Source organism: Sphaerisporangium viridialbum, assembly GCF_049674955.1.
Lineage (GTDB): Bacteria > Actinomycetota > Actinomycetes > Streptosporangiales > Streptosporangiaceae > Sphaerisporangium > Sphaerisporangium viridialbum.
Map to the genome: position 1 here is coordinate 7,231,499 of NZ_CP187232.1, position 13,136 is coordinate 7,244,634.

12 protein-coding genes are annotated in these 13,136 nt (G+C 72.2%); 7 read left to right on the top strand and 5 right to left on the bottom strand.

Going from position 1 to position 13,136, the window contains the following annotated elements:
* Window positions 1-26 precede the first annotated feature (26 nt).
* From ACOZ38_RS32680 to ACOZ38_RS32690, 3 genes are all read right to left on the bottom strand, one after another.
* Complete coding sequence (locus ACOZ38_RS32680) at window positions 27-2,684, bottom strand: glycoside hydrolase family 3 N-terminal domain-containing protein (RefSeq protein ID WP_424534915.1); 2,658 nt, start codon at window positions 2,682-2,684, stop codon at window positions 27-29.
* Window positions 2,685-2,808: 124 nt separating this feature from the next.
* Window positions 2,809-3,234: a PH domain-containing protein gene (locus ACOZ38_RS32685; RefSeq protein ID WP_424534916.1), complete on the bottom strand. Its 426-nt coding sequence runs from the start codon at window positions 3,232-3,234 to the stop codon at window positions 2,809-2,811.
* A gap of 55 nt (window positions 3,235-3,289) precedes the next feature.
* Entirely contained in the window at window positions 3,290-5,641 is a 2,352-nt protein-coding gene (locus tag ACOZ38_RS32690; protein ID WP_424534917.1) for a transketolase-like TK C-terminal-containing protein, read from the bottom strand.
* Between the two features lie 155 nt (window positions 5,642-5,796).
* On the opposite strand from ACOZ38_RS32690, the gene ACOZ38_RS32695 reads away from it, so the two are divergent.
* From ACOZ38_RS32695 to ACOZ38_RS32715, 5 genes are all read left to right on the top strand, one after another.
* The gene (locus ACOZ38_RS32695) at window positions 5,797-6,315 is read left to right on the top strand and encodes an Lrp/AsnC family transcriptional regulator (RefSeq protein WP_424534918.1); all 519 of its coding nucleotides are present in this window, start codon (window positions 5,797-5,799) and stop codon (window positions 6,313-6,315) included.
* A gap of 226 nt (window positions 6,316-6,541) precedes the next feature.
* Window positions 6,542-7,387 carry an ABC transporter ATP-binding protein gene (locus ACOZ38_RS32700; RefSeq protein WP_424534919.1) on the top strand — a complete coding sequence of 282 codons (846 nt, stop codon included), beginning with the start codon at window positions 6,542-6,544 and terminating at the stop codon, window positions 7,385-7,387.
* On the top strand, window positions 7,384-8,220 hold the full coding sequence (locus ACOZ38_RS32705) for an ABC transporter permease (protein ID WP_424534920.1): 837 nt from the start codon (window positions 7,384-7,386) through the stop codon (window positions 8,218-8,220). Before ACOZ38_RS32700 ends, ACOZ38_RS32705 begins: the two co-directional genes overlap by 4 nt.
* A gap of 61 nt (window positions 8,221-8,281) precedes the next feature.
* A complete protein-coding gene (locus ACOZ38_RS32710; protein ID WP_405139578.1) occupies window positions 8,282-8,521 on the top strand; it encodes a helix-turn-helix transcriptional regulator in 240 nt (79 codons plus the stop codon).
* Window positions 8,521-9,048, top strand: a complete 528-nt coding sequence (locus tag ACOZ38_RS32715; RefSeq protein WP_424534921.1) for a hypothetical protein — start codon at window positions 8,521-8,523, stop codon at window positions 9,046-9,048. Before ACOZ38_RS32710 ends, ACOZ38_RS32715 begins: the two co-directional genes overlap by 1 nt.
* A 14-nt stretch (window positions 9,049-9,062) precedes the next feature.
* Here ACOZ38_RS32715 and ACOZ38_RS32720 read toward each other — a convergent pair whose 3' ends face one another.
* Together ACOZ38_RS32720 and ACOZ38_RS32725 are read right to left on the bottom strand one after the other, a co-directional pair.
* Complete coding sequence (locus ACOZ38_RS32720) at window positions 9,063-9,848, bottom strand: cytochrome c oxidase assembly protein (protein WP_424534922.1); 786 nt, start codon at window positions 9,846-9,848, stop codon at window positions 9,063-9,065.
* Between the two features lie 2 nt (window positions 9,849-9,850).
* Window positions 9,851-10,387 (bottom strand): DUF2243 domain-containing protein, encoded by a 537-nt coding sequence (locus ACOZ38_RS32725; protein ID WP_424534923.1) that lies wholly within the window; start codon window positions 10,385-10,387, stop codon window positions 9,851-9,853.
* 179 nt (window positions 10,388-10,566) lie between these two features.
* Here ACOZ38_RS32725 and ACOZ38_RS32730 point away from each other — a divergent pair, with 179 nt between their 5' ends.
* Window positions 10,567-11,862, top strand: a complete 1,296-nt coding sequence (locus tag ACOZ38_RS32730) for an MFS transporter (protein ID WP_424534924.1) — start codon at window positions 10,567-10,569, stop codon at window positions 11,860-11,862.
* An 83-nt stretch (window positions 11,863-11,945) separates the two neighbouring features.
* Entirely contained in the window at window positions 11,946-13,058 is a 1,113-nt protein-coding gene (locus tag ACOZ38_RS32735; RefSeq protein ID WP_424534925.1) for a zinc-dependent alcohol dehydrogenase family protein, read from the top strand.
* The last annotated feature ends 78 nt before the right edge of the window (window positions 13,059-13,136 follow it).

Here is a 13,136-nt window from a genome sequence, read left to right on the forward strand (position 1 = left end):
TCTCCTCGCCGGGGCGGTCATAGGGGCTAGGTGAGGTCGGAGCACTTAAGGGCGTCGGGATCCTTGGCGGCGTTCGGAGCCCAGCGGACGTTGGCGAAGGAGGCGGAGAAGGCGCCTTCGGTGTAGACGAGGAACGGCGTGTTGACGTTCTCGAAGTCCAGGTTCGAGGCGAAGCAGGACACCGGGATCTTGACGGTGGCCTTGCTCCCGGCCGGTAGGTTCTGGAACAGCGAGGTCGCCACCACCTCCGCGAAGCACGGGTACACGCAGTGCGCGCTGATCACCGTCCTGGCCGCCGGGGGCTGGTGGACGATCGTGTCGAAGACCAGCGCGGCGTCGGCGTTGAGGTAGCCGCGCAGGTCGCTGCCGCCCGCCGGGTCCTGCATGTAGATCTGCGCGGGCCCGCCGTTCCAGGTCGCCTTGAGGCCGTCCGCCTGCACGTTGACGTCCGAGGGCACGACGCTGATCTCGGCGTGCGCGGCGGTGCCGTCGACGCCGATCTCGGTGCCGCCCCAGTTCTCGGGGGAGCCGATGAAGCTCTTGTACGGCGCGACGTCCGTGCGGTTGAAGAGCTCCAGATCCTCGGTGGCGGTGCCGCCGCCGCCCGTCGAGCCGCAGGCCGTGTCCTGCGAGGTCTCGTCCAGCGTGCCGACCGATCCGGTCTGGCCGTAGCGCAGGCCGTAGCCGAGCGGGAACAGCGGGTCGTAGCCCTCGCCGCCGGGGTTGAGCGGAGTCTGGCACGCGCTCTTCGGCCAGGAGTACGACAGCTTGCCGGTGTACCCCTCGCTCCAGCGGGAGGTCCGCACGAGCTGGTCGGCGACGCCGCCGCCCTCCGTGCCTGGCAGCCACGCCACGACGAACGCGTCCGAGCGGTTGAGCTCCTTGTTGACGTAGAGCGGGCGGCCGGTGACGTACACGGTGACCACGGGCGCGCCCTTGCCGCGCACCTTGTCCAGTACCGCGAGGTCGGCGGGGTAGAGCTTGGCCGCCTCCAGCGTGCGGCGTCCGAGGTCGCCGACCCCCTCGGCGTACGGCGTCTCGCCGATGACGGCGATGACCGCGTCGTACGCGGCGGGGTCGACGCCGTCGGCGGTCTCGCTGAAGGTGACGTTGGAGGCGCCGAGCGCCTCGCGCAGCCCGCCGAGAATCGTCGTGCCGTTGGGGAAGTCGGCGTTGGTGTTGCCGGTGCCCTGCCAGGTGAGGGTCCACCCGCCGGTCTGGTTCTGCATGCTGTCCGCGCTCTTGCCGACCACGAGCACCTTGGAGCGCGGGGCCAGCGGCAGCACCCTGCCGTTGTTCTTGAGGAGCACCTGCGACTCGCGCACGGCCTTGCGGGCGAGCTCCCTGGCCTGGAGCGCGCCGGCCGATCCGGCCTTTTGACGGGCGGACGGCTTGCGCGCGTCGAACACCCCGGCGCGCAGCTTCACCCGCAGGATGCGCGTCACCGCGTCGTCGACGCGCGCCATCGGGATCTCGCCTGCCTGCACCTGCGCGATGGTGTTGGCGATGAACGCCTTCCAGTCGTTCGGCACCATCACGACGTCGATGCCCGCGTTGATCGCCCGCGCGCAGCTGGAGTTCGTGCATCCGGCGACCTGCCCGATGCCGTTCCAGTCGGAGACCACGACGCCGTCGAAGCCCATCTTCTGCTTGAGGATGTCGGTGAGCGCGCGCTTGCTGCCGTGCATCTTGCCCTCGTTGATGCCGAGGTCGGCGTTCGTCCAGCTGTTGAACGACGCCATCACGGTCTGGGCGCCGGCCGCGAGCGCGCCGTAGTAGCCCTGGCCGTGGATGTTGATCATCTCGGCCTCGGAGGAGGGGTTGACCCCCTGGTCGGTGCCCTTGAGGGTGCCGCCGTCACCGATGAAGTGCTTGGCGGTCGCGATGACGCCCTTGTCGCCGATGCCCCGCGAGTTCCCGCCCTGCAGGCCCCTGACGGCCTCGTACCCGTAGGCCCGGGTGATGCGGGGGTCCTCGGAGAAGCCCTCGTACGTGCGGCCCCACCGGTCGTCGCGCACGACGGCGAGCGTGGGCGCGAAGGCCCAGTCCTGGCCGGTGGCGTGGATCTGGGTGGCGGTCGCGGCCCCGATGTCACGGACGAGGCAGGGGTCGTGGGCGGCGCCGAGGCCGATGTTGTGCGGGAAGAGCGTCGCGCCGTAGACGTTGTTGTTGCCGTGGACCGCGTCGATGCCCCAGATGACCGGGATCTTCGTGCGCGTGCCCACGGACGCCTGCCAGTAGGCGTCGGCGAGGTCGAGCCAGGCCTTCGGCGTGGCGTGCTTGTCGCCGCCGGGCCAGGAGCCGCCGCCGTTGAGCACCGAGCCGATGCCGTACTGGGCGACCTCGGCCGGGGTGACGGCGGAGATCTCCGGCTGGGTCATCTGCCCGATCTTCTCGGCCAGCGTCATGCCGGAGAGGATCTTCGCCACCCGCTTCTCGTCGGCGGGGTTCTGCTTGATCTCGCTCTTGACCTTCGGCCAGTCGTTGAGCGTGGGCAGGGTCTTCTCGATGCGGGCGCAGCCGTGGTCCGTGGCGGGCTTCCCGATCACCGGCTGCCCGCCGCCCTTCGCGGTGTCGGCGCCCGCGCTCGGGATGCCGGTGGTGCCCGTGGCCAGGATCGCCAGGCCGGCCATCACCGCCAGCGCGGCGCGGCGAGGCCCTGGTCGGACAGGGGGTGTGGTCATGAGCGTCCGTTCTCGAGGCACGAGGGAGGGTCGCGCGGCCCCCCGCAGCCGCACTTCGCAGATCTTGACCCTGTGAGAGCCCTGAGTCAATACCTCAATAGAGCGCTCTCCCGGATTGGCGGGCTCAGCCCGCCCTGAGCCGGAAGAGCTCGTCGGCCACGTCGATGCACGACGTTCCCAGCTCGTGGGAGGAGAACAGGTGCAGCGTCTCCGCGGTCTCGATCTCCAGCAGCTCCCACCGCAGGCCGTACCGGGCGTTCCGCGCCACCCGGATGTGCGCCACCTCCGACCAGAACACGCGCTCGCGGCGAGCGAGCCCGGTCACCACCATCACCCCGTCGGTGTCGGCGGCGAGCCGTACGGGGGCGATGAGGTCGCGGGCGGCGAACCCGCCGAACAGCACGGCGGCGGCCGAGCAGAGAAGCATGCCCCGCGTGTCACCGGAGACGACCGCCGCGACGACGCCGAACGCGACGGCCGCCGCCAACTTGGCGGCGGTGAACTCGCGCCGGACCCGCCACTGGCGCGCCCGCCGGGATATGCCCGTCATACCCGCACGCTATCGCTCACACGGCCCGTCGGCGCACCCGTCCTCAGTCCGGGCCTCAGTCGACGAGGTCCAGGCACGCGGCGACGATGCTGTCGGTGTCGAGCCCGTGGTGGCGGTACACGTCGTCGAGGCCTCCCGACTGGCCGAACTCCGAGACCCCGAGGTGCGTGCCCGGCACCTGGTGGACGCCCGCGAGGAAGGCCAGCGTGTGGGGGTGGCCGTCGGCGACGGTGACGATCGGGGTCGCGCGCCGCGCGGGGAAGACGCTGTCCAGGATCCACGTGGGCGCGTCACCGTGGCCGCCTCGGCTCCGCATGCCCTCGAAGACCAGGCCGGGGCTCGTCAGGCAGACGACGTCCGCGCCGACGCCCAGCTCGCCGAGGCGGGCCGCGGCGGCGAGCGCCTCGGTCACGACCGCCCCCATCGCCGCGATGGTGACCGAGGGCCGCTCGTGGCGCCTGAGCGGGTAGGCCCCGGCGACGACCTGGCGCCGCCGCAGCTCCCGGGCGGCGGGGTCGGCGGGGACGTTCGCGAGGGCCTGGTCCACGGGCCGGGTGGACAGGCGCAGGTAGGCCGACCGCCCGCCCGGCCTGCCGAGCCGCGCGAGGGACGCCAGCAGGCACCACTCCAGGTCGAGCGCGAACGCCGGCTCATAGGCGGTGCAGCCGGGCTGCTCGATGCCGATCGAGGGCGTCTTGATGGACTGGTGCGCGCCGCCCTCGGGGCCGAGGCTGACCCCGGACGGCGTGCCCACCAGGATGGACTGACCGCCGGCGTAGATGCCGAAGGACCAGGGTTCGAGCGCGCGCTCCACGAACGGGTCGTACACCACGCCGATCGGCAGGAGCGGCTGCCCCCAGCGGGACCAGGTGGCCCCGAGCTCGCCCAGCAGCCCCACGAGGTTGGTCTCGGCGATCCCCAGCTCGATGTGCCGGCCGGTGGGGCGCTCGCGCCAGTGCAGGATGGTCTCGGCGTCGTCGTCGAACCAGTTCCTGCGCTCGTCGGTGGCCCAGACCCCGACCTTGTTGAGCCAGCCGCCGAGGTTGGTGCTGGAGCTGACGTCCGGGCTGACGGTGACCACCCGGGCGCCGGCGGCGGGAGCCTGGCGGTCGAGGTCGAACAGCGTGCGCCCGAGCGCCGCCTGCGTGGTCGCGGTGCCGTGCGGCGTGCGCCCGAAGTCCTCGGGAACCTCGGGCACGTCCTGCGGCGGGGGCGGCGTCCTGCGCAGCCGCCAGGCGGTCTCCGCGCAGCGCAGCGCGGCGCGGCTGCCCTCGGGGAACGGCGTCCACGGCCGCGCGGGGTCGGCGCCGACCCGCGCGGCGAGCGCGTGCAGCTGGTCCACGGTCAGCAGGGAGGAGTGGTTCTGGGGGTGTCCCTCTGTGGCCAGCCCGTATCCCTTCACCGTGTACGCGAAGATCACGGTCGGGCGGGTGTCGTCGATGGACGCGAACGCCTGGCGGAGGGCCGACAGGTCGTGCCCGCCGAGGTTGCGGACGGCGGCGTGCAGCGTCGCGTCGTCGACGCCGGCGAGCAGCCCGGCGATGATCCCGGGGTCCGCGCCGGGAAGGGACGCGTACGTGCCGGTGAGGCGGGCCCGCAGCTCGGTGGCGTCGCAGCGGAGCAGCCGCTGGTACTCGGGGTTCGACATGCCGTCGATCCGCGCGCGCAACGCCTCGCCGCCCGGCCGCGCGAACAGCTCCTCAAGAAGCCGGCCGTACTTCACCGTGAGGACCTGCCAGCCGGCCGCGGCGAACATGCCCTGCAGGCGGGTGCCGCCCATGTTGGGCACCACCCGGTCGAGGGACTGGCGGTTGAAGTCGACGATCCACACGACCTCGCCCAGCTCCGCCACCTGGGGGTCGAGGATCGCCTCCCAGCAGGCGCCCTCGTCGAGCTCGGCGTCGCCGAGCAGCGAGTACTGCCGTCCGGTGCCCGCCCCGCCGAAGTGCGTCTCGACGTAGCGGCGGGCCAGCGCGCCCCAGATCGGCGCGGTGGCCCCGATGCCCACCGAGCCGGTGGAGTAGTCGGCCGGGTCGGGGTCCTTGGTGCGGCTCGGGTAGCTCTGCAGGCCGCCGAACTGGCGCAGCGTGGTGAGGTACGACGCGTCGAGCTCGCCCAGCAGGTGGTTGACGGCGTGCAGCACCGGCGACGCGTGGGGCTTCACCGACACGCGGTCGTCGGCGGTGAGACACTCGAACCACAGCGATGTCATGATCGAGACGATCGACGCGCTCGACGCCTGGTGCCCGCCGACCTTGAGCCCGGTCGGGTTCGGGCGCACGCGGTTGGCGTGGTCGATCATCGCGGTCGACAGCCAGAGCACCCGCTGCTCGATCTCGCGCAGAACGTCGAGGTCGTCGGTCGCGGCGGCCGGAGCGGAGGAGGCCACGAGGTCCAGGTGGTTCATCGCATACTTGCCTCTCCAGCAGACGTCAGCCGTCGCTCCGTTGAGCACTTTGCTGAGCCATGCTGACCAGCAACAGCGGGTATGCGCAAGAGCATCTCGGTTAAGTAAGCTTCATGCACGGTTTTGTAGGGGTGACCCCAGGAAGGTGAGGCAGTATGCGCAGCTCGGGAACGCTCGACCGGGTCGACGCACGGCTGCTCCTCGCACTCATCGAGAGCCCGCGGGCCACCGTGCTCGCGCTCGCGGAGCAGGTGGGCCTGTCGCGCAACACGGTGCAGGCCAGGCTCGCCAAGCTGGAGGAGCGCGGGGTGCTCGCGGCCTTCGAGCGGAGCCTCGATCCCGAGATCCTCGGATACCGCCTGACCGCGTACATCACCGTGCGGGTCGACCAGCACGGGCTCGCGGCGGTGTCGGAGGGGCTCGCCGGCATCCCCGAGGTCATCGAGGTCCTCGGCATCAGCGGCGGGGACGCCGACCTGCTGGTGAGGGTCGCCGCCAGGGACGCCGACGACCTCTACCGGGTCGCCGGCCGCATCCTCGCCACCCCGGGCGTGGAACGCACCACCACCGCCCTGGCGATGCGCACCCTGGTGCCCCACCGGGTCACGCCCCTGCTGCGCCGCACCGCCTCGGGCGACGAGGGCCGGCCGGACGCCCCGGCCACGCGCACGTAAGCCGCCTTGGCCGGGACGCCGGGTGGGAGCTAGGGCACCCTTGGTGTCGTCGAGCGGGTCGAAGTCCAGCTCGGGGTGCTCGTCGTCGGTCATGATCTGCACCCGCGGCTCCCTGCTCGCGCTTGTGTCAAGAACGGGTGTGGTGCCGGCCATCACAGCGCCGAACCCGCTGCCGGGCGATCGTACTGGCTAGACGATATGTAGTACTTGTACTACATTCAACGGCATGAGTACTGCGGTGATGGTGCGTGGGCTGCGCATGACGTACGGCGCGACCGAGGTGTTGCGCGGGGTCGATCTCGACATCGCACGGGGCGAGATCTTCACGCTGCTCGGCCCGAACGGGGCGGGTAAGACGACGACGATCGAGATCCTGGAGGGCTTCAGGAGCCGGTCGGCGGGAGAGGTCCGGGTGCTGGGAGCCGATCCCGGCAGGGGCACGGAGGCCTGGCGGTCCAAGATCGGCGTCGTCCTCCAGTCCTGGCGGGACCACCCCAAGTGGGGCACCCGCCAGTTCCTCGCCCACGTGGCGGAGTTCCACGACGACCCGCGTGATCCCGACGAGCTGCTGGGCGCGGTCGGCCTCACCGGTCAGGCCGGGCAGCGCGTGGGGCTCCTGTCGGGTGGACAGCGGCGCCGGTTGGACGTCGCGCTCGGCATCGTGGGCCGTCCCGAGCTGCTGTTCCTGGACGAGCCGACGACCGGCTTCGACCCGGAGGCGCGCCTGGAATTCCACCGGCTCATCGAGAAGCTGGCGGCCGACGAGGGCATGACCGTGCTGCTCACCACCCACGACCTGGCGGAGGCCGAGAAGCTCGCCCACCGCACCGCGATCCTGGTCGAGGGCAGGGTCGCCGTCTGCGGCACGCCTGGCGAGCTGGCGGAGACCGTACAGGCGCAGTCGCAGGTGCGCTGGCTGGAGGACGGCCGGGAGCGGGTCCTGACCACCTCCGACCCCTCGAACGCGGCGTGGGAGTTGCACCGGCGGTTCGACGGGCCGGTGCCGGGGCTGGCGATCCGGCGCCCGTCCCTGGAGGAGAGCTATCTGAACCTGATCGGGAGGGCGGCATGAACACGAGAAGCCTGCGCATCGGGGTGCGCCGCGGCTGGGCCGAGCACACCCACCTGTTCAAGGACCGCAAGGAGGTGCTCACGAACCTGGCCGGCACCGTCGGGATGTTCGCCCTGCTGCTCCTGTGGATCGGTGACACGCCGGTCAAGGGCACGACCATGACCGCCGCCACGTTCATGACGGCCGGGTTCCTGGCCTTCGGCGTCTTCAGCTCGGCGCTCATGACGCTCCCGATGGCGCTCACCACCGACAGGGAGGACGGCACGCTGCTGCGGCTCCGCACCATCCCCGGCGGCATTCCCGCCTACCTGGTGGGCCGCGCGGTCACGCTGGTCTGCCAGATCGTCGTGCAGACCGTGCTGATCCTCGCCACCGGCCTGCTCGTGGGCGGAGTCGCGCCACCGCGCGACTGGGTGACCCTCGCTTGGGTCCTCCTGCTGGGCACCGTCGCGGTGGTGCCGCTGGGCGCCGCGATCGGCAGCGTGCTCCCCGGGCCGAAGACCGCCGCGGGCATCCTGGGCCTGCCCATGATGGGCCTGATGCTCACCTCGGGCGTCATGCTCCCGATGACCTTCATGCCCGGCATCGTCCAGGGCATCGCCCAGGCGTTCCCGCTCTACTGGCAGGGGCTCGGCCTGCGCGCGGCCATGCTGCCCGACTCCATGCTGGCCGTCGAGATCGGCGGGAGCTGGCGGCTCCCGCAGGTGGCGGGCGTGCTGGCGCTCTGGGCCGTGGCCGGCATGCTGGTCGCTCCCGTGCTGGTCAGGCGGGCCACGCGCCGCGAGTCCGGCTCCCGGCTGGCGGAACGGCGCCCGGTCGCGCAGGGCTCCTGAGCCGTGTGTGGGGACGGCGGGACGCGGGCGGCCTCGCGCCCCGAGCTGAGAGACTGATGCGATGTCCGGTGAAGAGGTGTACAACCGCATCTCGATGCTCAGGGTGGAGCGCGGGGTCTCGCGCAAGGATCTGGCCGCCGCGCTGGGTGTCCACTACCAGACCATCGGATACCTGGAGCGGGGCGAGTACAGCCCGAGCCTGTTCCTCGCCATGCGCATCGCCGAGTACTTCTCGGTGCCGATGGAAGTCGTGTTCTCCCTCAAGCCGTTCCCCCGGCTTGGCAGTGAGGTGATGAAGTGATGGCCGAGCTCGACCAGAAGCGCATCGAGGACGCCCGGCGCGGCATGCGGTTCTTCTGGTACGGCACCCGCCGGGGCCGCCGCGGCACGGTGGTCCTCGGCGGGGTGGCGCTCGCGACGCTCTGGACCAGCTCGATCGTCTGCTGGTTCCTGGCGCCGAGCGACACGGCGATGTGGACCACCTTCGCGCTGATGGGCGCGGGCCTGATGATCTACCTGTGGGTCTTCGCGGTGCTCGCCGTGGCCTCCGGGGGCGTGGTGGGCATGGCCGACGGCAGGCTGGACGAGCGGCAGCTCACCGAGCGGCGCCGCGTCTACGCCCTGGCCCACCGGGGCACCTCGTGGATGCTCGGCATCGCCCTCATGGTGTCGTTCCTCCTGACGGACGACGGCGACCACGTCCTGCGCATCCCCACGGCGGCGCTCTTCATGTTCCTGATGGCCGCCTGGACGACCCACATGATCATGCCGCACCTCGTCGCCGGCTGGCGCGTGCCTGACCCGCCCCCGGACGACGACGAGGCCTGATCGAGCGGCGGGGCTCAGGAGGCGTAGGCGGGCGGAGACGTCAGGCGCCCTCGCCTGGCCGGGCGCCAGGTGCTGACCATCGCGAAGGCCAGCAGCAGCTCGGCGACGTCCCCTCCGTAGTACATGATCTCGGCACCGCCCCGCAGCTGGGCGGCGGGCACCGGCACATCGACGAGGAGCCCGGCGTACATGAGCTGGGACAGCGTGGCGTGCACCGCGACCGCCACGCCCAGCACCACCAGCCGGCGCGGCACCGAGGGGCGGCGCGGCGCGGGGTCGGGCCCCGCGACGACCCAGGCGAACAGGCAGCCCGCGAGCAGGAAGTGCGCGTGGACCAGGTGATGGAGCACCGGATGCCCGGCCGTCATCCGGTACAGCGGGGTCAGGTACAGGACCGCGAGGCCGCCCACGTTGAGCCCCAGCGCGGTCCACGGGCCCGCGGCGAGGTGGAGGGCCCGGCTTCTCAGCACCGCCGCGATGGCGCGCCGGTGGCGGGGGGAGGCCGATCGCAGCGCCAGCGTCACCGGGGCGCCGAGCACCAGGCCGAGCGGCGCCAGCATCCCGATGAGGAGATGCTGGAGCATGTGCCCCCGGAAGTCGTGCCCGGCGAGCGAGGCGACCGGGGGCAGCGACCCCAGCAGCAGGAGCGTGGCGCCCGCGACGAAGCTCGCCGTCCGCCAGCGGCTCCAGCCCCTGGCCTCCCCGCGCCGCCGGGCCGCGAGCGCCGCGTAGCAGCCGGCGAGCAGGACGGCGAGGACGGCGAACGCGGCTCCCTGGCCGTGCGCCTCGTGCGCGTGCACGGTCAGGACTCCTGTGCGGAATCGGCGCGGCACAGGTCGAGGACCGTTCCGCCTCGCTGCAGCAGCCAGCCGCCCGCGACCAGCAGGGCGCCCAGGACGAGGAACCCGATGTCCCACCACGTCTGGTAGGCGTCGGTGCGTACATGGTGGATGGCCAGGATGTGGTGGTCCACGGTGCCCTCGACGAGGTTGAACAGCCCCCACCCGACCAGGACCCACCCCCACAGCACGCGCGACGTCCAGATCCTGCCGCGCGAGTGGGTGACGCGCGAGTACAGCAGGCCGAGGCCGATGAGCACCGCCAGCCAGGTGAACACGTGGAAGAAGCCGTCCCACATGGTGTTCATCTCCAGCCCGCTGACCGTGTGGGGTGAGTAGTACCGCACGCCGATGTGGTCGCTGTCGGTGCTGCTGAGCATGTGGTGCCACTGGAGCACCTGGTGCAGCAGGATGCCGTCGACGAACCCGCCCAGCCCCACGCCGAGGACGATGCCCGGCAGCATGACATCCCGCTCGCCGGCCGAGCTGATCGCCATCATGGTTCCCTTCTGACCGGTTCCGTACGGATCACCAGTCCGTCACCTCCCCCGGCGGGGCGGCGGGTAAGCCAGGCTTGATCATCTGCTTGCGCGGAGCGTGATCACACCTGAACGCGAACGGCCTTGCGCCGCCGCCCGGCCCCGCGAGAAGGTCGGCACAGCCGACACCGAGGGGGCAGATGACCGGGCAGAGCGCTCCATCCCTGTGGCGGAACCGCGACTTCGTCGTCTTCATGACGGCGCAGACCCTCTCCAGCGTCGGCGACTCGATCTCCTACGTCGCGCTCCCGCTGCTCGTCCTGCACGTGACGGGCTCGGTCGTCCAGATGGGCGTGGTCACCGCGCTCGCCGGCGCAGCCTCCACCGTCACGGGGGTCTTCGCCGGGGTCGTCACCGACCGGGTCGACCGCCGCGCGCTGCTGATGGTGTGCGACGTCGCGCGGTGCCTGCTCTACGCGGTGATACCGCTCGCCTGGTTGTTCTCCCCGCAGACGTGGCTGCTGTACGTCGTCGTGCCGCTCGCGGGCGCCTTCTCGATGCTGTTCCAGGTCGCGTACGTCGCGGTCGTGCCGCGCCTGGTGGCGCCCGGCCAGATCACCAAGGCCAACGGCCACCTGTACGGCACGTACGCCGTGGCGAGCGTCGGGGGGCCGATGCTCGCGGGCGTGCTGTCGGGCCTGTGGGGACCGGCGGCGGCGATAGCCATCGACGCGGGAAGCTTCGCCCTGTCGGCGCTCGGCATCTCCCTGCTCCGCCTGCGCCCCGCCGCCGCTTCTCCGTCCACCAGTGCGGACGGCGCTCTGGAGGCCGAGGGGACGCGGCGGGAGGCCGAGGGGGTCTCCGGGCGGCGGGCGGCCTTGCGGGAGTTCGCGGCCGGCGCCCGCTTCCTGTGGGGGCACCCGGTGCTGCGGTCCCTCACCGTGCTGCTGTCGATGCTGACGTTCCTCACCTTCGGGCTGCCGGACCTCCTCGTCTACTACCTCAAGCACGACCTCGCGCAGCCGGACGGCAGCGTGGGGTACGTGCTGGCGTTCGCCACCGTGGGCAGCCTCGGCGCCGCCGTGGTGGTCGCCCCGGCGCGCAGGATTCTGGGCTTCGGGCTCTGCTGGATCGGCGCGTACGCGGTCGCCGGCGTGGCCGTCGCGGGCGACGGGCTCGCCACGGGTGTGCCGGTGGTCGCGGCGCTGGCGACGATCCTGCTGTTCTGTACGGGCGTGGCCGGCATCTGTTCCATGTCCCTGCGGCAGGAGGTGACCCCCGACCACCTGCTCGGCCGGGTCACCTCGGCGTTCTGGACCCTGCACTCGGCCCTCGGCCCGGTCGGCGCGGCCGTGCTGACCGCCGGCGCGGCGCACTACGGCGTCACGGCCACGTGCCTGGTCATCGGCGTCGCGTGCCTGCTGATCGCGATGGCCGGGCTGCTCACCCCCATCCGCCGCCCGCGCCCGGAGACGCTCGCGGGCGAGGCGGCCTGAGCGTTCGGCCCGGTCCGCTGCTGGGTGTCCGATAGGAGACAATCATCCTGTTCTGTGGCGGAGTCGGGTGGACGGAGAAGCCGGTGCGCGCGGTGCTGTACGACGGGTTCGGCAGGCAGCCGGAGGTCCGCGACGTGGCCGACCCCGAGCCGCCGCGCGCGGGTGCCGTGATCCGGGTGGAGGCTTCCGGGCTGTGCCGGAGCGACTGGCACGGCTGGATGGGTCACGACCCCGATATCCGGAAATTTCCGCATGTGCCGGGGCATGAGCTGGCCGGTGTCGTCGAGGCGGTCGGCGGCGATGTGACCAGGTGGCGTCCCGGCGACCGCGTCACCACCCCGTTCATCTGCGCCTGCGGGCGGTGCCCGGCATGCGCGGCCGGCGACGCGCAGGTATGCGAGAGCCAGACCCAGCCCGGATTCACGCACTGGGGTTCGTTCGCCGAGTACGTCGCCATCGAGCACGCCGATGTCAACCTCGTGCGGCTGCCCGGCTCCATGCCCTTCCCGACCGCCGCCGGCCTCGGGTGCCGTTTCTCCACCGCGTTCCGCGCGGTCGTCTCCCAGGGGCGGGTGGCGGCCGGCGAGTGGGTGGCGGTGTACGGGTGCGGCGGCGTCGGGCTGTCGGCCGTGATGATCGCCGCCGCGTGCGGCGCCCGGGTGGTCGCCGTCGACGTCTCCCCCGCCGCGCTCGAACTGGCGGCGGGCTTCGGAGCCGCGGAGACCGTGCTCACGGAGAGCTCTCCGAGTACGGCCGCACCGGGCACGACCGCTCCCCACGACACGGGCATCAGGCCGGCCGGGACGGCGGACCCGGCGGAGCGCGTCAGGGAAGTCACCGGCGGGGGCGCCCACCTCACGGTCGACGCGCTCGGCAGCGCCGCCACCTGCGGCGCCGCCATCGAGAGCCTGCGGCGGCGCGGACGGCACGTACAGGTCGGCCTGCTCCCCCGGGCGGCCGGGCACCCGGCCGTCCCCATGGACCGGGTCATCGGGCTGGAGCTGGAGATCCTCGGCAGCCACGGCATGGCCGCGCACGCGTACCCGCCCATGCTGGCGATGATCGCCGATGGGGCGCTGCGGCCGGAGCGGCTCGTCACCCGCACGATCGGCCTCGGCGAGACCCCGGACGCCCTGGCCGCCATGGGGACCATGGGCACCCCCGGAGTGACGATGATCCTCCCCGGCCTTCCGTAGCCGGGCTCATCGCCCGTGGCGCGACCAATCGTGAGGTCGAAACTGTTCATCACCGAGGCGACGGTGAAGACGCGTCTG

What these genes read in the sequence shown, in the direction of transcription:
- ACOZ38_RS32680 (WP_424534915.1), bottom strand. Translation starts at nt 2,684, where the DNA reads ATGACCACACCCCCTGTCCGACCAGGGCCTCGCCGCGCCGCGCTGGCG.
- ACOZ38_RS32685 (WP_424534916.1), bottom strand. Translation starts at nt 3,234, where the DNA reads ATGACGGGCATATCCCGGCGGGCGCGCCAGTGGCGGGTCCGGCGCGAG.
- ACOZ38_RS32690 (WP_424534917.1), bottom strand. Translation starts at nt 5,641, where the DNA reads ATGAACCACCTGGACCTCGTGGCCTCCTCCGCTCCGGCCGCCGCGACC.
- ACOZ38_RS32695 (WP_424534918.1), top strand. Translation starts at nt 5,797, where the DNA reads ATGCGCAGCTCGGGAACGCTCGACCGGGTCGACGCACGGCTGCTCCTC.
- ACOZ38_RS32700 (WP_424534919.1), top strand. Translation starts at nt 6,542, where the DNA reads ATGAGTACTGCGGTGATGGTGCGTGGGCTGCGCATGACGTACGGCGCG.
- ACOZ38_RS32705 (WP_424534920.1), top strand. Translation starts at nt 7,384, where the DNA reads ATGAACACGAGAAGCCTGCGCATCGGGGTGCGCCGCGGCTGGGCCGAG.
- ACOZ38_RS32710 (WP_405139578.1), top strand. Translation starts at nt 8,282, where the DNA reads ATGTCCGGTGAAGAGGTGTACAACCGCATCTCGATGCTCAGGGTGGAG.
- ACOZ38_RS32715 (WP_424534921.1), top strand. Translation starts at nt 8,521, where the DNA reads ATGGCCGAGCTCGACCAGAAGCGCATCGAGGACGCCCGGCGCGGCATG.
- ACOZ38_RS32725 (WP_424534923.1), bottom strand. Translation starts at nt 10,387, where the DNA reads ATGATGGCGATCAGCTCGGCCGGCGAGCGGGATGTCATGCTGCCGGGC.
- ACOZ38_RS32730 (WP_424534924.1), top strand. Translation starts at nt 10,567, where the DNA reads ATGACCGGGCAGAGCGCTCCATCCCTGTGGCGGAACCGCGACTTCGTC.